This window comes from Bacillus sp. WMMC1349 (genome assembly GCF_013155385.1).
Lineage (GTDB): Bacteria > Bacillota > Bacilli > Bacillales > Bacillaceae > Bacillus.
In genome coordinates, this window is the sequence record NZ_JABJUQ010000002.1 from 27,501 (window position 1) to 53,793 (window position 26,293).

The following is a 26,293-nucleotide window of genomic DNA, read 5'->3' on the forward strand; positions in this document are numbered from 1 at the left end:
ACCGGCTACTTTTCACTTTACAAAAGTCATTAACGGTGAAAAAAGAGAAATGCATATATGTGAACAATGTGCGAAAGAGAACAGTGAATCATACTCTATGAATGAAAATAACGGATTTTCCATTCATAATTTATTATCTGGACTTTTAAACATTGATTCAGCTTATAAAAACAGTGAAGCTAAAATTTTTAAACAACCTGAACAAATTTTACGCTGTAAAAAGTGCAATATGACCTTTCCTGAGTTTCGACAAACAGGACGTTTTGGCTGTTCGGAGTGTTATAAAACATTTCACTCATACATTACTCCGATTTTAAGAAAAGTTCACAGCGGCAATACTGTTCATGCAGGTAAAATTCCAAAACGAATTGGTGGCAATCTTCATGTCAGAAGACAAGTTGATACATTGAAAAAAGAATTAAAAGAATTAATTCAGCAGGAAGAGTTTGAAAAAGCTGCTAATATTAGAGACGAAATTCGCGCGCTTGAGCAAAGTCTGAGTGAAAACAAGAAGGAGGGGGAAGACTGATGTCACTACAGCATTTTATACAGAATGCTTTAAGTAGTTGGATGCGGCAAGAAGGTCCTGAAAGTGACATCGTGCTAAGCAGCCGGATTCGTCTGGCCCGTAATTTAGAGAAAGTGCGTTTCCCTTCACAATTTTCTAATGAAGAAGCATCAGCAATTATTGCTTTATTTGAAGAACAGTTTACCGGATATGAAGCCCATGAAATAGGTAAATTCGAAATGGTAAAAATGAATCAAATACAACCATTAGAAAAAAGGGTTTTAGTTGAAAAACATTTGATCAGTCCCCATTTGACGGAAGCTTCTTTTGGTGCATGTCTCCTTTCTGAAAACGAAGAAGTTAGCATTATGTTAAATGAAGAAGATCATGTGCGGATTCAATGTCTTTTCCCTGGTTTTCAACTATCTGATGCTTTAAAAGCAGCAAATCGAGTTGATGATTGGATGGAAGATAAAATCGATTATGCTTTTACAGAACAAAGGGGCTATTTAACAAGTTGTCCTACAAATGTAGGGACAGGGATGCGAGCTTCCGTTATGATGCACCTTCCTGCTTTAGTGTTGACTAGGCAAATTAATCGAATTATTCCAGCTATTAATCAATTAGGTCTAGTTGTAAGAGGAATTTACGGTGAAGGAAGCGAAGCATTAGGAAATATCTTTCAAATTTCTAATCAAATTACTCTTGGGAAGTCAGAAATTGACATTGTTGAAGATCTAAACAGTGTTGTTGTCCAGTTGATTGAACAAGAGCGTTCAGCAAGAAAGGCACTTTATCAAACTTCGCAAATAGGGTTGGAAGATCGCGTCTATAGGTCATACGGTGTATTATCCAACTGTCGGATGATTGAATCCAAAGAGACAGCCAGATGTCTATCAGATGTCCGGCTTGGGATAGATCTGGGCATAATAAAAGGTCTTTCCAGAAATATTTTAAATGAGCTCATGATTTTAACTCAGCCGGGTTTTCTTCAACAATATTCTGGAAGTGAACTAAGTGCTGACGAAAGGGATGTTAGAAGAGCAACTCTTATTAGAGAACGGCTTAAATTAGAGGATAATGGTGAATGATAGGAGGATGAAACGGTATGATGTTTGGGAGATTCACTGAAAGAGCGCAAAAAGTGCTTGCACTTGCTCAAGAAGAAGCTTTGCGTCTTGGTCACAATAATATTGGAACTGAACATATTTTGCTTGGACTTGTCAGAGAAGGTGAAGGAATTGCTGCAAAAGCATTGCAAGCCTCAGGTCTAAGTCCTGAGAAAATTCAAAAAGAGGTTGAAAGCCTGATCGGTCGCGGTCAAGAGATGACCCACAATGCCCCTTACACACCAAGGGCTAAAAAAGTGACTGAACTGGCATTCGATGAAGCAAGAAAACTAGGTCATTCATATGTGGGAACAGAACATATCCTCCTTGGTCTTATTCGGGAAGGAGAAGGTGTAGCTGCACGAGTGTTGAACAACCTAGGTGTCAGCCTAAATAAAGCGAGGCAACAGGTGTTACAGCTTTTGGGTAGTAATGAGAGCGGTGGTACAGCATCCGGAGCAAATAGTAATGCCAATACACCAACACTGGACAGTTTAGCTCGAGACCTGACTACAATCGCTAAAGAAGGCAGTCTTGACCCTGTTATTGGTCGTAGCAAAGAGATTCAACGTGTGATTGAAGTGCTGAGTCGCAGAACAAAGAATAACCCTGTTTTAATTGGTGAACCGGGTGTAGGTAAAACAGCGATAGCTGAAGGTTTAGCACAACAAATTATTAACAATGAAGTTCCAGAAATTTTGCGTGACAAACGGGTCATGACGCTTGATATGGGAACTGTAGTTGCAGGAACGAAATACCGTGGAGAATTTGAAGATCGTCTTAAAAAAGTGATGGATGAAATTCGGCAAGCAGGTAATATCATTCTATTTATTGATGAACTTCATACACTAATTGGAGCAGGAGGAGCAGAAGGCGCTATCGATGCTTCAAATATCCTGAAACCTTCTTTGGCCCGCGGTGAGCTACAGTGTATTGGGGCGACAACCCTTGATGAATATCGTAAATATATTGAAAAAGATGCTGCATTAGAACGACGTTTTCAGCCGATTCAGGTCGATCAACCATCACCTGCGGAGAGTATTCAAATTTTGAAGGGTCTTAGGGACCGCTATGAAGCTCATCATCGTGTCTCAATTACAGATGAAGCAATCGAAGCAGCTGTCAAACTGTCTGATCGTTACATTTCTGATCGCTTCTTGCCTGATAAAGCGATTGATTTAATCGATGAGGCTGGTTCAAAAGTTCGTTTACGTTCCTTTACAACACCACCAAAATTAAAAGAGCTTGAACAAAAGCTTGACGAGGTTCGTAAAGAAAAAGATGCCGCTGTTCAAAGTCAAGAATTTGAAAAAGCAGCCTCATTGCGTGACACAGAACAGCGTCTGCGGGAACAAGTTGAAGAAACAAAGAAAACATGGAAAGAAAAGCAAGGACAAGAAAATTCCGAAGTGACAGTTGATGATATTGCGATGGTGGTATCAAGCTGGACTGGGGTGCCTGTTTCAAAGATTGCTCAAACTGAAACAGATAAACTTTTAAATATGGAAAATATTTTACATTCTAGAGTGATCGGACAGGATGAAGCAGTGGTTGCTGTAGCGAAGGCTGTCAGACGTGCACGGGCTGGATTAAAAGATCCAAAACGTCCGATTGGTTCATTTATTTTCCTTGGTCCGACAGGTGTAGGTAAGACTGAGCTTGCCCGTGCGCTTGCAGAATCTATTTTTGGTGATGAAGAAGCGATGATTCGCATCGATATGTCAGAGTACATGGAGAAGCACTCAACATCAAGACTCGTTGGTTCACCTCCAGGGTATGTCGGTTATGATGAAGGCGGACAGCTAACTGAAAAAGTGAGAAGAAAACCATATTCAGTTGTCCTGCTTGATGAGATTGAAAAAGCTCATCCAGACGTATTCAATATTTTGTTGCAAGTTCTTGAAGACGGTCGTTTAACAGACTCAAAAGGACGTACAGTCGATTTCAGAAACACCATCTTAATTATGACTTCAAATGTAGGGGCCAGTGAACTGAGGCGCAATAAATATGTTGGGTTTAATGTTCATGATGAAACCCAGACTTATAAAGATATGAAAGATAAAGTGATGGGTGAGTTGAAGCGTGCCTTTAGACCTGAATTCATTAACCGTATTGATGAGATTATTGTCTTCCACTCCCTTGAGAAAAAACATTTGAAAGACATTGTTTCACTAATGTCAGAACAGTTGACAAAGCGCTTGAAAGAACAGGATCTTTCAATTGAACTATCTGAAGCAGCGAAAGAAAAAATTGCTGAAGAAGGTGTCGATCTTGAATACGGTGCTCGTCCACTCAGAAGAGCTATACAAAAACACGTTGAAGATCGGCTTTCAGAAGAACTTTTAAAAGATCAAATTAAAAAAGGACAGCATATTTTGCTAGATGTGGAAAATGGAGACTTTGTCGTAAAAACAGAAGTTAAAACGAACTAATATAGAGACAAAAGAAAGAGGCATACAGTTTGATTCGTATGCCTCACTTTCATATAAAGAGGAGCGTCTAAATGAGCAATGGCTAAAACAAAAACTAAATTTATTTGCCAATCATGCGGCTATGAATCTCCCAAGTGGATGGGGAAGTGCCCTGGATGTGGTACATGGAACACGATGGTAGAAGAAATGATTAAAAAACCTGCCGCAAACAGAAGAACAGCTTTTTCTCATTCAGTTGAAAAAGTACAGAAGCCTTCTCCTATCTCATCGATTGAAACAACAGAAGAGCCACGAATTAAAACGCAATTAGGCGAATTTAACCGTGTATTAGGAAACGGTATTGTCAAAGGTTCACTTGTCTTAATTGGTGGTGATCCTGGGATCGGAAAGTCGACTTTACTGCTACAAGTATCAGCCCAACTTGCAGAATCCAATGCAACTGTCCTGTATATTTCAGGAGAAGAATCTGTCAAACAAACGAAATTAAGAGCGGATCGGTTAGGTATCAATAGTCCGGCTCTACACGTTTTATCTGAAACCGATATGGAGTATATTACGTCTTCTATAGAAGAGATGAATCCTTCATTTGTTGTGGTTGATTCGATTCAAACTGTCTATCAAAGTGATATTACCTCTGCACCAGGCAGTGTGTCACAAGTGAGAGAGTGCACAGCTGAACTGATGAGAATAGCAAAAACAAAAGGAATCCCAATATTTATTGTTGGGCATGTAACAAAAGAAGGTTCGATAGCCGGACCAAGATTGCTGGAACATATGGTCGATACAGTCCTTTATTTTGAAGGTGAGCGGCACCATACGTTTCGGATTTTAAGAGCTGTTAAAAATCGATTTGGGTCAACTAATGAGATGGGCATTTTTGAAATGAGGGAAGAAGGCCTTACAGAGGTATTAAACCCCTCTGAAATATTTCTTGAAGAACGCTCTGCAGGTGCGGCTGGATCGAGTGTAGTCGCTTCAATGGAAGGTACTAGACCAGTTCTTGTTGAAATACAGGCACTCATATCTCCTACAAGCTTTGGTAATCCACGCAGAATGGCAACTGGAATTGACCATAACCGAGTTTCGCTATTAATGGCCGTGTTGGAAAAAAGAGTGGGGCTACTTTTGCAAAATCAAGATGCCTATTTAAAGGTAGCTGGCGGAGTGAAGTTAGATGAACCGGCAATAGATTTAGCTGTAGCCGTAAGCATCGCTTCAAGTTTTAAAGATAACCCGCCACATCCGACAGATTGTTTTATCGGGGAGGTCGGTTTAACAGGAGAAGTTCGAAGAGTGTCTAGGATTGAACAGCGAGTTCAGGAGGCGGCAAAGCTTGGGTTTAAGAGAATGATTATTCCATCAGCAAATTTGGAAGGATGGACCAGACCGAAAGGAATTGAGGTTGTCGGTGTGGAAAATGTAGCTGAGGCTCTTCGAACTTCATTAGGAGGATCATAATAGATGGAAAAAGATAAAAAAGGGGCGAAACAAGACCTTTCAGAAATATTGCAGTTTGTTGCCCCAGGTACACCTCTACGCGAGGGGATTGAAAATGTACTTCGAGCGAAAACTGGTGGATTAATTGTTGTTGGTTTTAATGACAAAGTAAAAGTAGTGGTTGATGGCGGATTCCATATTAATTCTTCTTTTTCTCCGGCTCATTTATATGAGTTGGCAAAAATGGATGGCGCTATTATCCTTAGTGATTCAGGACAAAAGATTTTATATGCAAATACCCAGCTTATGCCTGAGGCGACGATCGCTTCTTCAGAAACAGGGATGAGGCACAGGACAGCTGAGCGAGTTGCCAAACAGACTGGATGTCTGGTAATCGCCATATCTGAAAGACGGAATGTCATCACACTCTATCAAAAAAGTATGAAGTATATTCTTAAAGATATTGGCTTTATCTTAACAAAAGCCAATCAAGCGATTCAGACGCTTGAAAAGTACAAGCTGATTTTAGATCATGCAATTTCCACATTGAATGCCCTGGAGTTTGAAGAGCTTGTGTCATTTAGTGATGTCATATCTGTTCTCCATCGATATGAAATGGTGCTTCGAATTAAAAATGAGATTAATATGTATATTACAGAGCTCGGAACTGAAGGACATTTAATAAGACTACAAGTAAGTGAACTCATAACCGATATGGAACAAGAAGCAGCTCTTTTTGTAAAAGACTATGTCAAAGAAAAAGTTAAAGATCCGTTTGTTCTTTTAAAGCAACTTCAAGATATGTCCAGCTTTGAATTGTTGGATGATAGTATTTTATTAAAGCTTCTTGGGTACTCAGCTTCAACAAATATGGAGGACTATGTTTTTCCACGAGGTTACAGACTTCTTCACAAAATTCCAAGGTTGCCGATGCCGATTGTCGAAAATGTTGTTGAAGCATTTGGTCATTTAAAGCTGATCATCGAAGCAGATATGAAGGAATTAGATGAAGTAGACGGAATCGGTACAGTTCGCGCCCAAAAAATCAAGAATGGACTTAAAGGATTACAAGAAAAACATTATATTGATCGACCATAGTAGTCTTTTTCTAATAATTGATTAAAAAATGAAATATCTGGGTATAATATTTTTAATTTTATTTTACTGACAGTTCTATTTATAAACTATTGAACATTAAAAAAGGAGGTGAAGGTATGTTAAAACGAATAGTTCAGGCGTTTTTTGCGATTTTGGGAGGCGTTATCGGTGTTTTTCTCGTACCGGAATTGTTTGTACTGTTGAACGTGAAGGACATACCTTTAGTAACAAATCCGTATGTATCTGCTTGTTTGGGGGCTATTATCTTTTTTCTTATTGGCATCTGGTGTGCGGATTATGTGATCAACTGGTTGAAAAGAATTGAGGACTCTTTAATAAAAGCCCCTGTTTCAGACTTGTTGTTTGGATCATTAGGGTTGGTTTTTGGGCTTTTGCTGGCATATCTTATTGTTAATCTTATCCCGTTGAAGTATTTCCCATATCAGTTAATCGGCACTGTCATTCCCCTTGTATTAGCTGCACTTCTTGGTTATTTGGGGTTCAGGGTAGGGTTTAAGAAAAAAGATGAGATTCTCACTCTTTTTACGTCACGAAAGAAAAAAGGTCCGGTTGAAGAGGAGCGTACTAGAGAAGATAAAAGGCTGAAAATATTAGACACAAGTGTTATTATAGACGGAAGAATCGCTGATATTTGTCAAACAGGTTTTCTTGAAGGTGTTATCGTGATTCCTCAATTCGTTCTTGGAGAACTTCAGCATATCGCTGACTCATCTGACGTTCTTAAACGCAACAGAGGTCGAAGAGGTCTGGATATTTTAAATAGAATTCAAAAAGAGTTAAATATCAAGGTTGAAATTTATGAAGGCGATTTTGAAGATATTCAAGAAGTTGACAGTAAACTAGTCAAACTTGCGAAGCTAACTTCAGGTGTTGTTGTCACAAATGACTTCAATTTAAATAAAGTGTGTGAACTTCAAAAGGTGGCTGTTCTTAATATTAATGATTTGGCCAATGCCGTTAAGCCTGTCGTGCTTCCTGGTGAAGAGATGAAGGTACAGGTGATAAAAGACGGTAAAGAACATAATCAAGGTGTCGGTTATTTGGATGATGGCACAATGATCGTTGTTGAAGAAGGTCGAAACTATATTGGTAAACATATCGATGTGCTCGTGACCAGTGTACTGCAGACAGCTGCGGGAAGAATGATATTCGCGAAACCGAAACTGCTGGAGAAGGCGCTGTAAAAAGGGAGAAAGAAAGATGGATTATCAAGTCATTATTCCTGCTGCCGGACAAGGCAAACGAATGAATGTCGGAAAAAATAAACTGTTTATTAAGGCAAAAGGAACACCTGTTATTATTCATACACTAAAGGTGTTTGAACATCACAGTGCATGTAAAAGCATCATTCTTGTGATCAATGAGAAAGAATACGATGAATTTAACCGTCTTTTAAAAGAGTATCATTTTATCACACCTATCAAAATTGTAACTGGCGGAAACGAACGCCAGCACAGTGTTATGCAAGGAATTCAAGCAGTTGGAAAAGAAGGAATGGTCCTTGTTCATGATGGGGCCAGACCGTTTATCAAACAGGAACATATCGAACAGCTTGTTATAAAAGCAAATGAAACAGGTGCTGCAATTGTTGCTGTACCAGTTAAAGATACTATCAAACGCGTTCAAGACAATGAGATAACTGGAACTATTGAACGTTCAAGCTTGTGGGCCGCTCAAACCCCGCAAGCTTTTCGTCTTTCTATTTTGATGAACGCCCATCTTAAAGCTGAAGCAACAGGTTTTTTTGGAACAGATGATGCCAGTCTGGTCGAAGAAGCGGGTGGAAAGGTCGCTATTATTCAGGGGGATTATCAAAACATTAAGTTGACAACACCTGATGACCTGCTTGTTGCAGAGGCGATATTAGAAGCGGAAAGAAGGAATGAACATGTTTAGAATTGGACAAGGGTTTGACGTTCATCAGCTTGTAAAAGGAAGACCGCTTATTATTGGAGGAGTGACGATTCCATCTGAACAAGGTCTTTTGGGGCATTCTGATGCTGATGTGCTTTTGCATACCATTGCTGATGCTTGTCTCGGAGCGATTGGAGAAGGTGATATTGGCAAACATTTTCCGGATACTGATCCAGAATTCAAAGATGCCGATTCCTTTAAGCTTCTTCAGCATGTGTGGCAGTTAGTCAAGGGGAAAGGGTATACGCTTGGAAACCTTGATTGTACGATCATTGCCCAAAAACCAAAAATGGCTCCTTATATTGAAGACATGCGGGTCAGAATTGCGGAAGGATTGGATGCTGATATTTCGCAAATTAATGTAAAGGCGACGACAACCGAAAAGCTTGGGTTTACAGGAAGAGCTGAAGGAATAGCCGCTCAGGCTGTTGTACTCATCCAAAAAAGATGATTCACTTTGTAGGTCATTTCATTTAATGATAGAATAGAACTAAATTTGAACTATGACCTGATACGAAAGGAAGTTAGACAGATGGGAAATGAAGTTCGGGTTCGATATGCACCGAGTCCTACCGGTCATTTACATATCGGAAATGCAAGAACCGCCCTTTTTAATTATTTATTTGCTCGAAGCCAAGGTGGGAAATTCATCGTTCGGATAGAAGATACAGATCAAAAACGAAATATTGCCGGTGGAGAGCAAAGCCAGCTCAATTATTTAAAATGGCTGGGCATGGATTGGGATGAAAGCATAGATGTCGGTGGTCAATATGGACCATACCGTCAATCTGAAAGAAACGAAATTTACAAAACATATTATGAAGAACTGCTTGAAAAAGGTCTGGCATATCATTGTTATTGCACAGAGGAAGAGCTTGAGAAAGAGCGAGAAGACCAATCAGCTCGCGGAGAAATGCCGCGTTATTCTGGAAAGTGTTGTAGCTTAACAAAAGAAGAACAAGAAAAACATCTTGCTGAAGGAAGGCAGCCAAGCATCCGTTTTAAGGTTCCTAAGGGAGACGTCATTACTTTTAAAGACATTGTCAAAGACGACATTACGTTTGAAACAGATGGAATCGGTGATTTTGTCATTGTCAAAAAAGACGGAACACCAACATATAACTTTGCTGTCGCAGTCGATGATTATTTGATGAAAATTACACATGTTTTACGTGGAGAAGACCACATTTCTAATACACCGAAGCAGATCATGATCTATCATGCGTTTGGTTGGGACGTTCCGAATTTTGGACATATGACACTGATCGTCAATGAAAATCGTAAAAAACTAAGTAAACGCGATGAATCAATCATTCAATTTATTGAACAGTATGAAGAACTTGGTTATTTGCCGGAAGCGCTATTTAACTTCATTGCTCTGCTTGGCTGGTCACCGGTCGGTGAAGAAGAACTGTTTACAAAAGAACAGTTTATCGAGATCTTTGATGTGAAGCGTTTATCAAAATCACCAGCTGTGTTTGATACGCATAAACTGAAATGGGTTAATAACCAATATGTGAAAAAACTTGATCTTGATCAGGTTATTCAATTGACGGTGCCACATTTGCAGAAAGCAGGGAAACTTTCACAAGAACTTTCTGAAAATGAACAAGAATGGGTTCGTAAGCTCATCTCTCTTTATCAAGAACAGTTAAGTTATGGTGCGGAAATTGTCGAGTTAACGGAGTTGTTCTTTAAAGACGAAATCCAGTATAATCATGAAGCAAGAACAGTTTTGGAAGAAGAACAGGTTCCGGAAGTGCTTCAAGTATTTGCTGAAAAACTTGAACAGTTAGAGGATTTTACTGCGGAAAACATCAAGGCATCCATCAAAGCTGTTCAAAAGGAAACAGGACATAAAGGAAAAAAACTGTTTATGCCAATCCGTGTGGCAACAACAGGTCAGACTCATGGACCTGAATTGCCTCAGTCGATTGAATTGATCGGAAAAGATACTGTTTTAAAACGGTTGAAAAGTAAATAAGCAAAAATCATTGACAGAGAAAAGTATAAAGCAGATGGCTATTAAAGAGAGAGTCTTCACCGGCTGAGAGAGACTTAAATGCCTTGCTTTAGAAATGCACTCTTGAGACCTTTAAAGAACGTTTTAAACTAGTATTTAAAGGCGGTGTCCACCGTTATGGATGAAAGTTGGGAAAACAGATAGGCTGTTTTCTAAACAGAGTGGAACCGCGTTTATCAAAACGTCTCTGTCATTAGGACAGAGGCGTTTTTTGTATGGTTTAATATCAGTAAAAAAGAGAAGCGGGAAAAGGGGGGAATTATGTGTTTTTGAAAATGCTTAAAGAAGATGTGGAAGTCGTATTTGATCAAGATCCGGCTGCCAGAAGCTATTTTGAAGTCATCCTCACGTATTCAGGCTTGCATGCAATATGGGCTCATCGAATTGCACATGCTTTATATAAAAGAAAAAGATTTTTCATTGCCAGAGTCATCTCACAAATTTCTCGCTTCTTCACAGGAATCGAAATTCATCCAGGTGCGAAGATTGGCAGGAGGTTTTTTATCGATCATGGAATGGGTGTTGTTATTGGAGAGACATGTGAGATCGGCCATAATGTAACAGTTTTTCAAGGAGTGACTCTTGGAGGAACAGGAAAAGAAAAAGGCAAGCGGCATCCGACAATTGAGGATGATGCATTGATATCAACAGGGGCCAAGGTACTTGGTTCTATCACGATAGGGAGAGGTTCAAAAATCGGAGCGGGCTCTGTTGTTCTACATGATGTTCCAGAGTGTTCAACTGTCGTCGGAATCCCGGGACGTGTTGTTGTCCAAAATGGAAAGAAAATTAAACGGGATCTTAATCATCAGGATTTACCAGATCCAGTGGCTGACCGTTTCCGAGAATTAGAACGTGAAATCCAGCGTCTTAAAGAAGAACTAAAGGAAAAAGAAGGGAAGATGAGTCATGACGATTGTACTTTATAATACACTGACAAGAAAAAAAGAACAGTTCATCCCTCTTGAAGAGGGCAAAGTGAAAATGTATGTTTGCGGACCGACTGTTTATAACTACATTCACATTGGAAATGCAAGACCGGCTATCGTCTACGATACCGTCAGAAAATACTTGGAGTACAGAGGCTATGATGTTCACTATATCTCCAACTTTACTGATGTTGATGATAAATTGATTAAAGCGGCAGAGGAGCTCGGTGAAGAGGTGCCTGTGATCGCCGAACGGTTTATCAAGGCGTACTTCGAAGATGTTGGTTCACTTGGCTGCTCAAAAGCCGATTGCCATCCACGTGTGACTGAAAATATGGATGATATTATTGATTTTATTAAGACTTTGATTGAAAAGGGCTACGCTTATGAAGCCGAGGGAGATGTTTATTATAAAACAAGATCATTTGCTGGCTATGGAAAGCTTTCTCACCAATCGATTGATGAGTTAAGATCAGGTGCACGAATTCAGATCGGTGAGAAAAAAGCGGATGCTCTTGACTTTGCCTTATGGAAAGCGACTAAAGAAAATGAAATCTCTTGGGATAGTCCATGGGGAAAAGGGCGGCCAGGCTGGCATATTGAGTGCTCGGCAATGGCTAGAAAATACTTAGGAGATTCGATCGATATTCATGCTGGCGGACAGGATTTGACATTTCCACACCATGAAAATGAAATTGCCCAATCTGAAGCTTTAACAGGAAAGACTTTTGCGAAATATTGGCTTCATAACGGTTATATTAATATCGATAATGAAAAGATGTCCAAATCTCTAGGTAATTTTGTTCTTGTTCACGAGATTATTAAAGAATATGATCCGAAAGTACTGAGGTTTTTTATGTTGTCTGTTCATTATAGGCATCCAATTAACTATTCAGTTGACTTGTTGGAGAATACAAAAAATGCTTTTGATCGGTTAAAAACCGCTTATGGCAATTTGCAATATCGGCTAAAAAGCAGTACAAATTTAACAGAAGGGGATTCCATGTGGTTTGAAAAAATTGCTGAGCAGCGTACCGCTTTTGAAACTGCAATGGATGATGACTTCAATACAGCGAATGCGATTTCTGTCCTGTTCGATTTAGCTAAGCATGCAAACTACTATTTACAAGAAAAGAACACTGCTGAACATGTAATCAAGTCTTTCCTTCAGCTGTTTGATGAGATTTCTTCGGTTCTGGGGTTTTCACTTCAGGAACAAGAGCTTTTGAATCAAGAAGTTGAAGAGTTGATTGAAAAGAGAAACGAAGCGCGCAGAAATCGAGATTTTGCAACATCTGACAACATCCGTGATCAATTAAAAAGCATGAACATCATTTTAGAGGATACTCCTCAAGGGACACGCTGGAAAAGAGGAGAATCATAAACATGAAGTTAGAAACCATTAAACATGCTAAACAAATGAATGGGCTAGCACTGGCTTACATGGGTGATGCCGTTTTAGACATCTATGTCAGGCATCACCTGTTAAAGCAAGGGGTGTCAAAACCTCATGACTTACACAAACGGTCAAGTCATTATGTTTCTGCAAAATCACAGGCATGTATGCTATTTGAACTGGAAAAGCAAGGTTTTTTCACGGAAGAAGAACAAGCTGTGCTCAGAAGAGGACGAAATGCAAAATCAGGAACAGTACCTAAAAATACAGATGTTCAAACGTACCGCTACAGTACAGCTTTTGAAGCGGTTATAGGGTATCTTTTTTTGGAAAACAGAGAAGAAAGGCTTGACGAGTTGATTCAAAAAGCATTGGAAAAACGGGATGGAAAGGAGGAAATAAAATGACACAGCAACACGATTATGTTATTGGGAAAAATGCGGTAATTGAAACGTTAAAATCAGACCGAGAACTGTATAAATTGTGGATGGCGGAAAACACGGTGAAGGGACAAGCTCAGCAAGTCGTAGAACTCGCAGCTAAAAGAGGGATTACAATTCAGTATGTTCCCAGAAAAAAACTTGATCAGATGGTTTCCGGACAGCATCAGGGGGTGGTCGCACAAGTTGCGGCATATGAGTATGCACAATTAGACGACCTTTTTCAGAAGGCAGAAGCGAAAAATGAACAGCTGTTTATTCTCGTATTAGATGAAATCGAAGATCCGCATAATCTAGGATCAATTATGCGGACAGCTGATGCAGCTGGTGCCCATGGAATCATCATTCCAAAACGGCGTGCGGTCGGTCTTACCACTACTGTTGCAAAGGCCTCAACAGGTGCAATTGAACATATTCCGGTCGTTAGAGTAACCAATCTTTCACGAACATTAGAAGAGCTGAAAGAACAGGGTGTCTGGGTTGCCGGTACCGATGCGTCAGCGAATCAGGATTACAGGTCAATGGATGGAAACATGCCGCTAGCATTGGTGATCGGGAGTGAAGGAAAAGGAATGGGGAGACTTGTCAAAGAAAAATGCGATTTTCTCTATTCTCTGCCAATGGTAGGAAAAGTCACTTCTTTAAATGCGTCTGTTGCAGCCGGCTTGCTTATGTATGAAGTTCTTCGGAAGCGAAGCCCTTTAGGAGATTAAAGAGGCAATGGACATCCTTTTAGTAGACGGCTATAACATGATTGGATCCTGGCCTAAGTTAAAGGATCTAAAAAAGAACAGCTTTGAAGAAGCAAGGGACCTGTTGATTCAAAAAATGGCAGAATATCAATCTTACACGGGTTTTCGTGTGATTGTTGTGTTTGATGCACACCTAGTCAAAGGGATTGAAAAGAAAAAAATCAATCACCGTGTAGAGGTGATTTTCACAAGAGAAAACGAAACAGCTGATGAACGAATTGAAAAACTAGCTTCAGATTTAAATGATATTCAAACGCAAATTCATGTTGCTACATCAGACTATACTGAGCAGTGGGCGATCTTTGGGCAGGGAGCGTTACGCAAGTCTGCCCGGGAATTGCTGAGGGAAGTTGAAGCGATTGAAAGAAAAATTGAAAAAAGGGTAAAAAAAATTACCTCTGAACGCCCAATCAGCAAGATACCAATCTCAGAAGAAGTTCTAAAAAAATTTGAAAAATGGCGGCGGGGCGATTTGGAGTAGGTTGACGCATTTTTAGCTATTACTGTATAATATTTCTATCTACGTGCGGTCGGGGGGATCGGAGTGAACTTAAAAAACAACCAGGGAAAATTCAGCAAGGAGCAGTTCAGCAAAGAACGGTTTTGCCAGTTGGAAGATGAGCAGGTTATTGAAATGGTTCATGTCGGAGACAGTGATGCGTTAGATTATTTAATTACAAAGTACCGTAACTTTGTGAGGGCAAAAGCGAGATCCTATTTTTTAATTGGAGCTGATCGAGAGGATATTGTTCAGGAAGGGATGATTGGTCTCTATAAATCTATCCGTGATTTTAAAGAGGACAAGCTGACTTCTTTTAAAGCTTTTGCAGAATTATGCATTACCCGCCAAATTATTACCGCGATTAAAACAGCTACTCGTCAAAAACATATTCCGTTAAATTCTTATGTGTCGCTGGACAAGCCTATTTATGACGAAGATTCAGACCGGACGCTTCTGGATGTTATTTCGGGAGCTAAAGTAATGAATCCAGAAGAGTTGATCATCAATCAGGAAGAGTTTGATGATATTGAACTTAAGATGGGAGAATTACTTAGCGATTTAGAAAGAAAAGTACTTGCACTTTATCTTGATGGAAGATCCTATCAGGAGATTTCCGAAGAGTTGAATCGCCATGTCAAATCAATCGATAACGCGCTTCAACGTGTCAAACGCAAACTGGAGAAATATCTGGAACTTCGTGAAATCAGTTTGTAACTGATGCTTCCGGCTTATTGACAGTGAATTTAGTACTGTGGTATTTTACTAAAAGAAATGATTGTCCAGAAAAAAGGTGTAAACATGAAGAAAAAAATAACATTAGCTTGTAAAAATTGCGGGAGTCGCAATTATACGACAATGAAAAGCTCCGCAGCATTAGCTGAGCGGCTTGAAGTAAAGAAATACTGTAATAACTGCAACTCACATACAGTACATCTGGAAACAAAATAGTTTTTTTGTTTTTAGATTGTGGAGGCGTAATATGAAATTTTTTAAAAATGTCGCAAAAGAAATGAAGAAAGTCACTTGGCCAAAAGGCAAAGAATTAACGCGCTATACGATTACTGTTATTATTACTGTTGTTTTTTTCGCGGTCTTTTTTGCCTTGGTCGATTCGGGTTTTACACAATTAATTCGTTTAATAGTTGAATAATGATCAGGAAAACGTGTTATAATAGATCTAAATATGACTCGCAAAAAAACCCGTTCAACGGGTTTTTTCATTGTTTCAAAATATGAGGCTCGTATAAAAGAATGTCGGTTTCTCATTACGGCCCAAAAATTATGGTGTGGGGAGGGAAGGACTAGAGAGGTCCTGAATGAGAATGGAAAAGAAATGGTATGTTGTACACACGTACTCCGGCTATGAAAATAAGGTCAAAGCAAACTTAGAAAAACGGGTTGAATCGATGGGGATGCAGGATAAAATTTTCCGTGTCGTTGTACCTGAAGAAGAAGAAACGGATTTCAAAAACGGTAAGAAAAAAGTAGTTAAAAAGAAAGTATTCCCTGGTTACGTTTTAGTTGAACTTGTGATGACAGATGACTCTTGGTATGTTGTCAGAAATACACCAGGTGTGACAGGCTTTGTCGGCTCTGCTGGTTCAGGTTCTAAACCGACCGCTTTACTACCAGGCGAAGCAGAAAGAATTTTGAAAAGAATGGGCCTTGAAGAACGAAAAACAGAAATTGATTTTGAATTGAAGGAAACTGTTAAAGTGATCGATGGTCCGTTTGCTGATTTTACAGGGACAATTGAAGAGATCGATCATGACAAAAACAAGGTGAAAGTCTTTGTTAATATGTTCGGAAGAGAAACCCCTGTTGAACTTGAATTTACTCAAGTTGACAAATTGTAATGGAATAAGCGCTTGAAATCACTATATAAAAGTGGTAATATACAAAGGTGCGTCTTGGCAGAAATGTCAAGGCAGCTAGCTTGATATTTTCATCATTCATATAAAGAATGAGACCTTGAGTGGGAGGGTTCACCCTATTACCACATCACGGACTTAAGGAGGTGTGTCTCGTGGCTAAAAAAGTAGTAAAAGTAGTAAAATTGCAAATTCCTGCTGGGAAAGCGAATCCAGCTCCACCAGTTGGTCCTGCGTTAGGTCAAGCCGGTGTTAACATCATGGGATTCTGTAAGGAGTTTAACGCTCGTACATCTGACCAAGCTGGTCTTATCATTCCTGTAGAAATTTCGGTTTACGAAGACCGTTCATTTACATTTATTACAAAAACTCCGCCGGCTGCTGTGTTACTTAAAAAAGCGGCTGGAATTGAGTCAGGTTCTGGTGAACCTAACCGTAATAAAGTGGCAACCGTCAAGCGTGATAAAGTACGTGAAATCGCTGAAACAAAAATGCCTGACTTGAATGCAGCAAGTGTTGAAGCGGCTATGCGCATGGTTGAAGGAACTGCCCGCAGTATGGGTATTGTGATTGAAGACTAATTTTTTGTTTCTTTGTTGGGTTGCGAGTTTGGATTAGACAAGTTCGCAACCCTTATTCGTGGGAGGTTATTCCGCTAAAACCACTAAGGAGGAAATTTTTAAATGGCAAAAAAAGGAAAGAAGTACGTAGAAGCTGCTAAGCTTGTTGAACGTACAAAAGCTTATGATGTAAATGAAGCGATTGAACTTGTGAAAAAAACAAACACAGCTAAATTTGATGCTACTGTTGAAGCGGCATTTCGTTTAGGTGTTGATCCTCGTAAAAATGATCAGCAAATCCGCGGTGCGGTTGTTCTTCCAAATGGAACAGGTAAAACACAACGCGTCCTTGTTTTCGCTAAAGGAGAAAAAGCGAAAGAAGCAGAAGCTGCTGGTGCAGATTATGTAGGGGATACTGATTACATCAACAAAATTCAGCAAGGTTGGTTTGAATTTGATGTGATCGTGGCGACTCCTGATATGATGGGTGAAGTCGGTAAAATCGGACGTGTGCTTGGACCAAAAGGTCTTATGCCAAACCCTAAAACAGGTACAGTTACTTTTGAAGTTGAAAAAGCAGTAAACGAAATCAAAGCTGGTAAAGTTGAATATCGTGTCGATAAAGCTGGAAACATTCATGTGCCAATCGGTAAAGTTTCATTTGATGATGTGAAGCTTGTTGAAAACTTTGCAACAATTTACGATACAGTTATGAAAGCAAAACCTGCTGCTGCTAAAGGTGTATATGTGAAGAATGTATCTGTCACATCTACAATGGGACCTGGAATTAAAGTGGACCCTTCAACTTTTAACGTAAAATAGTATTGACTCATATCATTCGTTTTGATATAATTCAAAACGTTGTAAAATAAAATATGTCCATTTATACCGTAGACAGTAGGTGCCTGTGGCTTAATTTCCTACCGAGGTGTATATATATCACAGCTTTACGTAACGTATGCTTGTATATACAGCCTCCATGTCAAATGGAGGCTTTTTATATGGAATTCGTCGTTAAAGAACGTGACACCGAGGCGGTATAAGTGTTACACGATTAAATCTACAGGAGGTGTAACCATGAGCAGCGTAATTGAAACAAAAAGAGCTGTTGTTCAAGAAATTGCTTCTAAACTAAAAGAAAGTAAATCAACAATTGTTGTTGATTATCGCGGTCTTAATGTTTCTGAAGTAACTGAACTTCGTAAGCAACTCCGCGAAGCGAACGTTGAGTTCAAAGTTTACAAAAACACAATGACTCGTCGTGCGGTTGAACAAGCTGAACTTGATGGTTTGAATGATGTCTTAACTGGACCGAATGCGATTGCATTTAGTGCTGAAGATGTTGTCGCTCCAGCAAAAGTGATTAACGAGTTTGCTAAAAAACACGACGCTCTTGAAATCAAAGCTGGCGTTATCGAAGGTAAAGTTTCTACTGTTGAAGAAGTGAAAGCTCTTGCTGAACTTCCATCACGCGAAGGCTTGCTTTCTATGTTGCTTAGTGTACTTCAAGCTCCAGTTCGCAATCTTGCTCTTGCTACAAAAGCTGTGGCAGAACAAAAGGAAGAACAAGGCGCTTAATATAGTCTGTTTCATAAAAAATGAAAACAAATGGAGGAATTACAAATGGCTTTAAACATTGAAGAAATCATTGCTTCCGTTAAAGAAGCAACTGTGCTTGAATTAAACGAGTTAGTAAAAGCAATTGAAGAAGAGTTTGGTGTAACTGCAGCTGCTCCTGTAGCTGTAGCTGCTGCTGCTGCTGGCGGAGCTGCTGAAGAGCAAACTGAATTTGATCTTATTCTTGCTGGAGCAGGAGATCAAAAGATCAAAGTTATCAAAGTTGTGCGTGAAATCACTGGTCTTGGTTTGAAAGATGCTAAAGAACTTGTTGATAACACTCCAAAACCTCTTAAAGAAGGTATTGCCAAAGAAGAAGCTGAAGAGCTTAAAGCTAAACTTGAAGAAGTTGGCGCTTCTGTAGAAGTTAAGTAATCTTCGCCTAACCTTTTAGGGGAAAGCTCGCTTTTAAAAGCGAGCTTTTTCTTTGCTGATTAACTATTTTTCTTCCGTATAATAAAAGCCATCTTGCTTCAAGATAGTGAAAAGGGTTCACAACTTTAGGAGGTTCTATCATGACTGACCATTATTATTCTGAAAAACCTTCAGTGAAGAGCAACAAAATAAAGTGGACATTTCTATTAAGGAACCGGACATTTACATTTGTAAGTGACAGTGGCGTGTTTTCAAAAAAAGAGGTCGACTTTGGTTCTAGACTGCTGATTGAGGCTTTCCAAGAACCTGAGGTAGAAGGTGATTTTTTAGATGTAGGCTGTGGATACGGTCCTATCGGTCTTTCTCTTGCTGCAGATTTTAAAAATCGACTCGTTCACATGGTTGATGTCAATGAAAGGGCAGTTGAACTTTCAAAAGATAATGCGTTACATAATCAGATCGAAAACGTTGATATATACCAAAGTGATCTGTTTTCCAATGTCGATCCTGCTAAAACATTCGCTTCTATTATTACGAATCCCCCTATACGAGCTGGGAAAAAAATAGTGCATGCTATCTTTGAAAAAAGTGCCGAATATTTACGGTCTTCAGGTGACTTATGGGTCGTCATTCAAAAAAAACAAGGCGGGCCTTCTGCTATTGATAAATTAAAAGAGCTTTTTGCGGATGTTGAAATCGTCCAAAAAAAGAAAGGATACTATATTATCAGAGCAAAAAAAGTTTGACTCGAATTTTCAGCTATGTTAGTATTATAAAATGCCAATGTATATATTTTGCTTGCCGCTTTTTTTCTGAAACATATTGGTTTGTATAAAATATATATTTATGGAAACACTAATAAAATCGGTATTTTGTTTTTGGATGTGGTTTTCTAATTAGAAACCCTTTTTTCTTTTGTCTTGTAAAGGTATTTCTTACATATATGAGAAAGAAATGCTTGTTACACATATATTACGCATGATTTGAGGGGTGAATCAGTTGACAGGTCAACTAGTTCAGTATGGACGACACCGCCAGCGCAGAAGCTATGCACGCATTAGCGAAGTGTTAGAATTACCAAATCTCATTGAAATTCAGACCTCTTCTTATCAGTGGTTTCTTGATGAGGGTCTTAGAGAGATGTTTCAAGACATATCACCAATTGAGGATTTCACTGGTAACCTCTCTCTGGAATTTATTGATTACAGCTTAGGTGATCCAAAGTATCCAGTAGAAGAATCAAAAGAACGTGATGTAACCTATTCAGCTCCGTTGCGGGTTAAAGTTCGCTTAATCAACAAAGAAACTGGCGAGGTAAAAGACCAGGATGTTTTCATGGGGGATTTCCCGATCATGACAGACACCGGTACCTTTATTATTAACGGTGCGGAACGCGTCATTGTATCTCAGCTTGTTCGTTCTCCAAGTGTATATTTCAGTGGTAAAGTTGACAAAAACGGTAAAAAAGGTTTTACCGCAACTGTCATTCCAAACCGTGGCGCATGGTTAGAATACGAGACAGATGCGAAAGATGTTGTTTATGTCCGCATTGATCGCACACGTAAGTTGCCGGTTACGGTTCTTTTGCGTGCTCTTGGCTTTGGATCTGATCAGGAGATTATTGATCTTGTCGGTGAAAACGAGTATTTGCGCAATACTCTTGATAAAGATAATACAGAAAACACTGATAAGGCACTTCTTGAAATTTACGAACGCCTCCGTCCTGGAGAGCCGCCAACAGTGGAAAATGCAAAGAGTTTGCTTGACTCAAGGTTTTTTGATCCAAAAAGATATGACCTTGCAAGTGTAGGACGTTATAAAATTAATAAAAAGCTCCACATTAAAAATCGTCTTTTCAATCAACGACTTGCGGAAACGCTTATCGATCCTGAAACAGGAGAGATTCTTGCTGAAAAAGGTACGATTTTGGACAGAAGAACACTTGATAAAGTACTGCCATACTTAGAAAATGGGATCGGCTTTAAAAAGCTGTATCCGAATGGCGGTGTAGTCGAAGATGAAGTGATCCTTCAATCTATTAAAATCTACGCTCCAACTGACCAAGAAGGGGAGCAAACGATCAATGTGATCGGGAATGCTTTTATTGAGGAAGGTGTCAAAAATATTACACCAGCCGATATTATCTCTTCAATCAGCTATTTCTTCAATTTGCTTCATGGAGTTGGAGACACTGATGATATTGACCATTTAGGAAACCGCAGACTCCGTTCTGTAGGTGAACTGTTACAAAACCAGTTCCGGATTGGTCTAAGCAGGATGGAACGCGTTGTTCGGGAAAGAATGTCCATTCAGGACACAAATACGATCACGCCTCAGCAACTGATTAACATTCGTCCTGTTATTGCTTCTATTAAAGAATTTTTCGGAAGTTCACAGCTTTCTCAGTTCATGGATCAAACAAATCCGCTTGCTGAGTTAACGCATAAGCGTCGCCTATCAGCGCTCGGACCTGGTGGTTTGACACGTGAACGTGCCGGAATGGAAGTGCGTGACGTTCACTATTCACATTATGGTCGGATGTGTCCGATTGAAACACCTGAGGGTCCAAACATCGGGTTGATTAACTCGCTTTCTTCGTTTGCTAAAGTAAATCGTTTTGGCTTTATTGAAACACCTTATCGCAGGGTTGATCCTGAGACAGGAAAAGTTACGCCAAGAATCGATTATTTAACGGCTGATGAAGAAGATAACTATGTTGTGGCACAGGCAAACGCTCGCCTTGCTGAAGACGGTTCATTTGTTGACGACCAAATTATCGCCCGCTTTAGAGGTGAGAACACAGTTGTTCCAAAAGACCGTGTTGATTACATGGACGTTTCACCAAAACAGGTTGTCTCTGCAGCCACTGCGTGTATTCCTTTCTTGGAAAACGATGACTCAAACCGTGCTTTGATGGGTGCGAACATGCAACGTCAAGCCGTTCCGCTTATGCAGCCTGAATCACCAGTTGTCGGAACCGGAATGGAGTATGTATCAGCGAAAGACTCTGGTGCTGCTGTCATCTGTCGCTATCCGGGAATCGTTGAACGGGTAGAGGCTAAAAATGTTTGGGTTCGCAGATATGAGGAAGTAGATGGTCAAAAGGTAAAAGGAAATCTTGATAAATACAGTATGCTGAAATTTGTTCGTTCCAACCAGGGAACTTGCTATAATCAGCGTCCAATTGTGAGCGTCGGAGATGAGGTTGTAAAAGGTGAAATTTTAGCTGATGGTCCTTCTATGGAAAAGGGTGAACTTGCCCTTGGACGCAATGTGATGGTCGGCTTCATGACATGGGAAGGCTATAACTATGAGGATGCCATCATCATGAGTGAACGCCTTGTTAAAGACGACGTATATACATCGATCCATATTGAAGAATATGAATCAGAAGCTAGAGATACGAAACTTGGGCCTGAAGAAATCACACGCGATATTCCAAACGTTGGAGAAGATGCTCTTCGCAACTTGGATGAGCGCGGTATTATTCGTGTCGGTGCTGAAGTAAAAGACGGAGATCTTCTTGTTGGAAAAGTAACGCCAAAAGGGGTTACTGAGCTTACTGCAGAAGAACGCCTGCTTCATGCTATTTTCGGAGAAAAAGCGCGTGAAGTTCGCGATACATCTCTCCGTGTTCCGCACGGCGGAGGCGGGATTATCCTTGATGTCAAAGTTTTCAATCGTGAAGATGGCGATGAACTGCCTCCTGGCGTCAATCAGCTTGTCCGGGTGTACATTGTTCAGAAGCGTAAAATTTCTGAAGGGGACAAAATGGCAGGCCGACATGGTAATAAAGGGGTTATCTCGAAGATTCTGCCTGAAGAAGATATGCCATATCTACCTGATGGAACACCAATTGATATTATGTTAAACCCACTCGGCGTTCCATCACGGATGAACATCGGGCAAGTATTGGAGCTTCACCTCGGTATGGCTGCACGCCGTCTCGGTCTTCACTTCGCATCACCGGTATTTGACGGTGCCCGTGAAGAAGATGTATGGGAAACGCTTGAAGAAGCTGGGATGTCAAGAGATGCAAAAACTGTACTATACGATGGTCGCACGGGAGAACCGTTTGATAACCGGGTTTCTGTTGGGATCATGTATATGATCAAACTTGCCCACATGGTTGATGACAAACTCCATGCTCGGTCAACAGGACCTTATTCACTCGTTACTCAACAACCTCTCGGAGGTAAAGCGCAATTCGGCGGACAGCGTTTTGGTGAGATGGAGGTGTGGGCACTTGAAGCATATGGTGCTGCATACACACTTCAAGAAATTCTGACTGTTAAATCCGATGATGTCGTGGGTCGTGTGAAGACTTACGAAGCGATCGTAAAAGGTGACAACGTGCCAGAACCAGGTGTTCCAGAATCGTTTAAAGTATTAATTAAAGAACTTCAAAGTTTAGGTATGGATGTTAAAATTCTCTCAAGTGATGAAGAAGAAATTGAAATGAGAGACTTGGAAGATGATGAGGATGCAAAACAAAATGAAGGTCTTACTTTATCGAATGATGAAGATGAAGAAGCGGCATCCCCTGATATAGAACATGATAGCGTCACGAAGGAATAAATGAATTTTTGTGCAAGTGACAGGGTATAACCCGAAGAAAAAAGGGAGGTAGGCCCCTTGCTAGATGTGAACAATTTTGAGTATATGAACATCGGTCTCGCTTCACCTGATAAAATCCGTTCATGGTCTTATGGAGAAGTGAAAAAGCCTGAAACAATCAACTATCGTACTTTGAAACCTGAAAAAGATGGTCTGTTCTGTGAGCGCATTTTCGGTCCTCAAAAGGACTGGGAATGCCATTGCGGAAAGTACAAGCGAGTTCGTTATAAAGGCGTAGTTTGTGACCGTTGTGGAGTTGAAGTAACGCGGGCTAAAGTCCGACGAGAAAGAATGGGACATATTGAGTTGGCGGCTCCAGTTTCTCATATTTGGTATTTTAAAGGAATACCAAGCCGTATGGGTCTTGTGCTAGATATGTCACCTCGTGCTTTAGAAGAAGTGATCTATTTTGCTTCCTATGTGGTAACAGACCCGGCCAACACGCCGCTTGAGAAGAAGCAGCTGTTGTCTGAAAAAGAATACCGGGCATATCTTGATAAATACGGAAACAAGTTTCAAGCTTCTATGGGCGCAGAAGCGATCCATAAACTTCTTCAAGATATCGATCTTGTAAAAGAAGTAGATGCACTTAAAGAAGAGCTTAAAACGTCTCAAGGACAGCGACGGACACGGGCGATCAAACGACTTGAAGTATTGGAGGCTTTCCGTAATTCCGGAAACAAACCATCTTGGATGATCCTTGATGTTCTTCCGGTTATTCCTCCTGAACTGAGACCGATGGTACAGCTTGACGGTGGTCGTTTTGCAACATCTGATTTAAATGATCTTTACCGCCGTGTCATTAACCGTAACAATCGCTTAAAACGTCTTCTTGATCTTGGAGCACCAAGTATCATTGTGCAAAACGAAAAACGTATGCTTCAAGAAGCAGTCGACGCATTAATTGATAATGGGCGCAGAGGTCGTCCTGTTACAGGTCCAGGAAATAGACCGTTGAAATCACTTTCTCATATGTTGAAAGGTAAACAAGGTCGTTTCCGTCAAAATCTACTCGGGAAACGTGTTGACTACTCAGGTCGTTCTGTTATCGTTGTTGGTCCGAACCTGAAAATGTACCAGTGTGGACTACCGAAAGAGATGGCTTTGGAACTTTTCAAGCCTTTCGTCATGAAAGAACTGGTTGAAAAAGGTCTTGCCCATAACATAAAGAGTGCGAAGCGTAAAATCGAACGTGTTCAACCAGAAGTTTGGGATGTTCTTGAATCGGTTATTAAAGAGCATCCGGTACTTCTAAACCGTGCCCCTACGCTTCACAGATTGGGAATTCAGGCATTTGAGCCAACACTTGTTGAAGGCCGTGCCATCCGTCTTCACCCGCTTGTTTGTACAGCATACAATGCAGACTTTGATGGTGACCAAATGGCGGTACACGTTCCTTTATCAGCCGAAGCACAAGCGGAAGCGCGTATTCTTATGCTTGCTGCACAAAACATTCTCAATCCTAAAGATGGAAAACCGGTTGTTACACCATCACAGGATATGGTACTTGGAAATTACTACTTAACATTAGAGCGCCCTGGTGCAGTCGGGGAAGGTATGATTTTCAAAGATACAGATGAAGCGTTGTTAGCCTATCAAAACGGGTATGTGCATTTGCATACGAGAGTCGCTGTTGCGGTTAATTCTTTGAAGAATGAAACATTTACTGAAGAACAGCGTTCTAAGTTGCTCATGACAACCGTAGGAAAGTTGATCTTCAATGAAATTCTTCCGCCATCATTCCGTATATGAATGAGCCGACAAAGAGTAATATTGAAGAAAAAACGCCTGATCGTTTCTTCATAGACTATGGTGTAGATGTGAGAGCCGCAATTCAAGGACAAGAAATTAATGCCCCATTTAAAAAAGGCATTTTAGGTAAAATTATTGCGGAGATATTCAAAAGATTCCACATTACTGAAACATCGAAAATGCTTGACCGCATGAAGAATCTTGGTTTTAAATTCTCTACCAAGCTGGAATTACAGTCGGTGTTTCTGACATCGTGGTTCTGGATGATAAGCAGAGAATCCTTGAAGAAGCCCAAGGGAAAGTTGACAACGTTCTGAAACAATTCAGACGCGGTCTAATAACAGAAGAAGAACGTTATGAACGTGTCATTTCCATTTGGAGTGCGGCGAAAGATACGATTCAAGGTAAGTTGATGAAATCGTTGGATGAAGTGAACCCGATCTACATGATGAGTGACTCTGGAGCCCGGGGTAATGCATCAAACTTTACACAACTTGCAGGTATGCGTGGTCTGATGGCCAACCCGGCAGGCCGGATTATCGAACTTCCAATTAAATCGAGTTTCCGAGAAGGTTTAACAGTGCTAGAGTACTTTATTTCAACGCACGGAGCTCGTAAAGGTCTTGCCGATACAGCGCTGAAGACAGCCGACTCAGGTTACTTGACTCGCCGTCTTGTTGACGTAGCTCAAGATGTTATTATTCGTGAGACAGATTGTGGTACGGATAGAGGTATTTTGGCAAAGGCTATTACAGAAGGCACAGAAGTGATCGAACGCCTTGAAGAGCGACTGATTGGTCGTTTTGCAAGAAAGCCTATTAAACATCCTGAAACCGGGGAAGTTCTCGTTAAAGAGAATGAGCTGATTGATGAAGACAAAGCACTGGAAATTGTTTGAGGCAGGCATAGATGAAGTCTGGATTCGCTCTGCATTTACATG

24 protein-coding genes, 1 pseudogene and 2 other annotated features (1 of these 27 running past the window's edge) are annotated in these 26,293 nt (G+C 40.3%); all 25 genes and pseudogenes read left to right on the forward strand.

From position 1 onward, the window contains the following. Positions 1 to 529 carry the 3' portion of a protein-arginine kinase activator protein McsA gene (mcsA, locus tag HOO54_RS00605; protein ID WP_172292022.1) on the forward strand. The gene continues 26 nt to the left of window position 1, outside the view, so the window shows 529 of its 555 coding nt (coding positions 27-555); the start codon falls outside the window, past its left edge; it ends in the stop codon at positions 527 to 529. Continuing rightward, entirely contained in the window at positions 529 to 1,599 is a 1,071-nt protein-coding gene (gene mcsB, locus HOO54_RS00610) for a protein-arginine kinase McsB (RefSeq protein WP_172292024.1), read from the forward strand. The genes mcsA and mcsB overlap by 1 nt, the downstream gene beginning before the upstream one ends. Before the next feature lie 17 nt (positions 1,600 to 1,616). Continuing rightward, positions 1,617 to 4,049 carry an ATP-dependent protease ATP-binding subunit ClpC gene (gene clpC, locus HOO54_RS00615; RefSeq protein ID WP_172292026.1) on the forward strand — a complete coding sequence of 811 codons (2,433 nt, stop codon included), beginning with the start codon at positions 1,617 to 1,619 and terminating at the stop codon, positions 4,047 to 4,049. A gap of 78 nt (positions 4,050 to 4,127) precedes the next feature. Further along, the gene (gene radA, locus HOO54_RS00620; protein WP_172292028.1) at positions 4,128 to 5,507 is read left to right on the forward strand and encodes a DNA repair protein RadA; all 1,380 of its coding nucleotides are present in this window, start codon (positions 4,128 to 4,130) and stop codon (positions 5,505 to 5,507) included. Positions 5,508 to 5,510: 3 nt separating this feature from the next. Beyond that, positions 5,511 to 6,584 carry a DNA integrity scanning diadenylate cyclase DisA gene (gene disA, locus HOO54_RS00625; RefSeq protein ID WP_172292030.1) on the forward strand — a complete coding sequence of 358 codons (1,074 nt, stop codon included), beginning with the start codon at positions 5,511 to 5,513 and terminating at the stop codon, positions 6,582 to 6,584. Positions 6,585 to 6,700: 116 nt separating this feature from the next. Next, positions 6,701 to 7,789, forward strand: a complete 1,089-nt coding sequence (locus HOO54_RS00630) for a PIN/TRAM domain-containing protein (protein ID WP_172292032.1) — start codon at positions 6,701 to 6,703, stop codon at positions 7,787 to 7,789. A gap of 16 nt (positions 7,790 to 7,805) precedes the next feature. Beyond that, a complete protein-coding gene (gene ispD / locus HOO54_RS00635; protein ID WP_172292034.1) occupies positions 7,806 to 8,501 on the forward strand; it encodes a 2-C-methyl-D-erythritol 4-phosphate cytidylyltransferase in 696 nt (231 codons plus the stop codon). Next, on the forward strand, positions 8,494 to 8,970 hold the full coding sequence (ispF, locus tag HOO54_RS00640) for a 2-C-methyl-D-erythritol 2,4-cyclodiphosphate synthase (protein WP_172292036.1): 477 nt from the start codon (positions 8,494 to 8,496) through the stop codon (positions 8,968 to 8,970). The genes ispD and ispF overlap by 8 nt, the downstream gene beginning before the upstream one ends. Before the next feature lie 81 nt (positions 8,971 to 9,051). Beyond that, positions 9,052 to 10,503, forward strand: coding sequence for a glutamate--tRNA ligase (gene gltX / locus HOO54_RS00645; protein ID WP_172292038.1), 1,452 nt, complete (start codon positions 9,052 to 9,054; stop codon positions 10,501 to 10,503). A gap of 1 nt (position 10,504) precedes the next feature. Then, positions 10,505 to 10,734: a binding site (T-box leader), on the forward strand. A gap of 71 nt (positions 10,735 to 10,805) precedes the next feature. Next, the gene (cysE, locus tag HOO54_RS00650; RefSeq protein WP_172292040.1) at positions 10,806 to 11,471 is read left to right on the forward strand and encodes a serine O-acetyltransferase; all 666 of its coding nucleotides are present in this window, start codon (positions 10,806 to 10,808) and stop codon (positions 11,469 to 11,471) included. Next, on the forward strand, positions 11,452 to 12,855 hold the full coding sequence (cysS, locus tag HOO54_RS00655) for a cysteine--tRNA ligase (RefSeq protein ID WP_172292042.1): 1,404 nt from the start codon (positions 11,452 to 11,454) through the stop codon (positions 12,853 to 12,855). The genes cysE and cysS overlap by 20 nt, the downstream gene beginning before the upstream one ends. A gap of 2 nt (positions 12,856 to 12,857) precedes the next feature. Then, complete coding sequence (locus tag HOO54_RS00660) at positions 12,858 to 13,274, forward strand: Mini-ribonuclease 3 (RefSeq protein ID WP_172292044.1); 417 nt, start codon at positions 12,858 to 12,860, stop codon at positions 13,272 to 13,274. After that, a complete protein-coding gene (rlmB, locus tag HOO54_RS00665; RefSeq protein ID WP_172292046.1) occupies positions 13,271 to 14,020 on the forward strand; it encodes a 23S rRNA (guanosine(2251)-2'-O)-methyltransferase RlmB in 750 nt (249 codons plus the stop codon). Before HOO54_RS00660 ends, rlmB begins: the two co-directional genes overlap by 4 nt. 7 nt (positions 14,021 to 14,027) lie before the next feature. Beyond that, positions 14,028 to 14,540 carry a ribosome-dependent mRNA decay endonuclease Rae1/YacP gene (gene rae1, locus HOO54_RS00670; RefSeq protein WP_172292048.1) on the forward strand — a complete coding sequence of 171 codons (513 nt, stop codon included), beginning with the start codon at positions 14,028 to 14,030 and terminating at the stop codon, positions 14,538 to 14,540. 63 nt (positions 14,541 to 14,603) lie between these two features. Next, positions 14,604 to 15,275, forward strand: a complete 672-nt coding sequence (sigH, locus tag HOO54_RS00675; protein WP_172292050.1) for an RNA polymerase sporulation sigma factor SigH — start codon at positions 14,604 to 14,606, stop codon at positions 15,273 to 15,275. An 84-nt stretch (positions 15,276 to 15,359) separates the two neighbouring features. Next, the gene (gene rpmG, locus HOO54_RS00680) at positions 15,360 to 15,509 is read left to right on the forward strand and encodes a 50S ribosomal protein L33 (protein ID WP_172292052.1); all 150 of its coding nucleotides are present in this window, start codon (positions 15,360 to 15,362) and stop codon (positions 15,507 to 15,509) included. 31 nt (positions 15,510 to 15,540) lie between these two features. Further along, the gene (secE, locus tag HOO54_RS00685) at positions 15,541 to 15,711 is read left to right on the forward strand and encodes a preprotein translocase subunit SecE (protein ID WP_172292054.1); all 171 of its coding nucleotides are present in this window, start codon (positions 15,541 to 15,543) and stop codon (positions 15,709 to 15,711) included. 172 nt (positions 15,712 to 15,883) lie between these two features. Continuing rightward, positions 15,884 to 16,417, forward strand: coding sequence for a transcription termination/antitermination protein NusG (gene nusG / locus HOO54_RS00690; RefSeq protein ID WP_076762597.1), 534 nt, complete (start codon positions 15,884 to 15,886; stop codon positions 16,415 to 16,417). Between the two features lie 170 nt (positions 16,418 to 16,587). Continuing rightward, positions 16,588 to 17,013, forward strand: coding sequence for a 50S ribosomal protein L11 (gene rplK, locus HOO54_RS00695; protein ID WP_172292056.1), 426 nt, complete (start codon positions 16,588 to 16,590; stop codon positions 17,011 to 17,013). Positions 17,014 to 17,115: 102 nt separating this feature from the next. After that, a complete protein-coding gene (rplA, locus tag HOO54_RS00700; RefSeq protein WP_172292058.1) occupies positions 17,116 to 17,814 on the forward strand; it encodes a 50S ribosomal protein L1 in 699 nt (232 codons plus the stop codon). A 48-nt stretch (positions 17,815 to 17,862) separates the two neighbouring features. Continuing rightward, positions 17,863 to 18,001: a sequence feature (ribosomal protein L10 leader region), on the forward strand. Between the two features lie 68 nt (positions 18,002 to 18,069). Further along, positions 18,070 to 18,570 carry a 50S ribosomal protein L10 gene (gene rplJ, locus HOO54_RS00705; RefSeq protein WP_172292060.1) on the forward strand — a complete coding sequence of 167 codons (501 nt, stop codon included), beginning with the start codon at positions 18,070 to 18,072 and terminating at the stop codon, positions 18,568 to 18,570. A 45-nt stretch (positions 18,571 to 18,615) separates the two neighbouring features. After that, the gene (gene rplL, locus HOO54_RS00710; RefSeq protein WP_172292062.1) at positions 18,616 to 18,984 is read left to right on the forward strand and encodes a 50S ribosomal protein L7/L12; all 369 of its coding nucleotides are present in this window, start codon (positions 18,616 to 18,618) and stop codon (positions 18,982 to 18,984) included. A 140-nt stretch (positions 18,985 to 19,124) separates the two neighbouring features. Next, entirely contained in the window at positions 19,125 to 19,730 is a 606-nt protein-coding gene (locus HOO54_RS00715) for a class I SAM-dependent methyltransferase (protein ID WP_172292064.1), read from the forward strand. Positions 19,731 to 19,983: 253 nt separating this feature from the next. Next, positions 19,984 to 23,562, forward strand: coding sequence for a DNA-directed RNA polymerase subunit beta (gene rpoB, locus HOO54_RS00720; protein WP_172292066.1), 3,579 nt, complete (start codon positions 19,984 to 19,986; stop codon positions 23,560 to 23,562). 57 nt (positions 23,563 to 23,619) lie between these two features. Then, a pseudogene (gene rpoC, locus HOO54_RS00725) lies at positions 23,620 to 26,293 on the forward strand (DNA-directed RNA polymerase subunit beta'); the annotation flags it as partial.

Coding starts and splice junctions, on each gene's coding strand:
- mcsB (WP_172292024.1), top strand. CDS start 529: ATGTCACTACAGCATTTTATACAGAATGCTTTAAGTAGTTGGATGCGG.
- clpC (WP_172292026.1), top strand. CDS start 1,617: ATGATGTTTGGGAGATTCACTGAAAGAGCGCAAAAAGTGCTTGCACTT.
- radA (WP_172292028.1), top strand. CDS start 4,128: ATGGCTAAAACAAAAACTAAATTTATTTGCCAATCATGCGGCTATGAA.
- disA (WP_172292030.1), top strand. CDS start 5,511: ATGGAAAAAGATAAAAAAGGGGCGAAACAAGACCTTTCAGAAATATTG.
- HOO54_RS00630 (WP_172292032.1), top strand. CDS start 6,701: ATGTTAAAACGAATAGTTCAGGCGTTTTTTGCGATTTTGGGAGGCGTT.
- ispD (WP_172292034.1), top strand. CDS start 7,806: ATGGATTATCAAGTCATTATTCCTGCTGCCGGACAAGGCAAACGAATG.
- ispF (WP_172292036.1), top strand. CDS start 8,494: ATGTTTAGAATTGGACAAGGGTTTGACGTTCATCAGCTTGTAAAAGGA.
- gltX (WP_172292038.1), top strand. CDS start 9,052: ATGGGAAATGAAGTTCGGGTTCGATATGCACCGAGTCCTACCGGTCAT.
- cysS (WP_172292042.1), top strand. CDS start 11,452: ATGACGATTGTACTTTATAATACACTGACAAGAAAAAAAGAACAGTTC.
- HOO54_RS00660 (WP_172292044.1), top strand. CDS start 12,858: ATGAAGTTAGAAACCATTAAACATGCTAAACAAATGAATGGGCTAGCA.
- rlmB (WP_172292046.1), top strand. CDS start 13,271: ATGACACAGCAACACGATTATGTTATTGGGAAAAATGCGGTAATTGAA.
- rae1 (WP_172292048.1), top strand. CDS start 14,028: ATGGACATCCTTTTAGTAGACGGCTATAACATGATTGGATCCTGGCCT.
- rpmG (WP_172292052.1), top strand. CDS start 15,360: ATGAAGAAAAAAATAACATTAGCTTGTAAAAATTGCGGGAGTCGCAAT.
- secE (WP_172292054.1), top strand. CDS start 15,541: ATGAAATTTTTTAAAAATGTCGCAAAAGAAATGAAGAAAGTCACTTGG.
- nusG (WP_076762597.1), top strand. CDS start 15,884: ATGGAAAAGAAATGGTATGTTGTACACACGTACTCCGGCTATGAAAAT.
- rplA (WP_172292058.1), top strand. CDS start 17,116: ATGGCAAAAAAAGGAAAGAAGTACGTAGAAGCTGCTAAGCTTGTTGAA.
- rplJ (WP_172292060.1), top strand. CDS start 18,070: ATGAGCAGCGTAATTGAAACAAAAAGAGCTGTTGTTCAAGAAATTGCT.
- rplL (WP_172292062.1), top strand. CDS start 18,616: ATGGCTTTAAACATTGAAGAAATCATTGCTTCCGTTAAAGAAGCAACT.
- HOO54_RS00715 (WP_172292064.1), top strand. CDS start 19,125: ATGACTGACCATTATTATTCTGAAAAACCTTCAGTGAAGAGCAACAAA.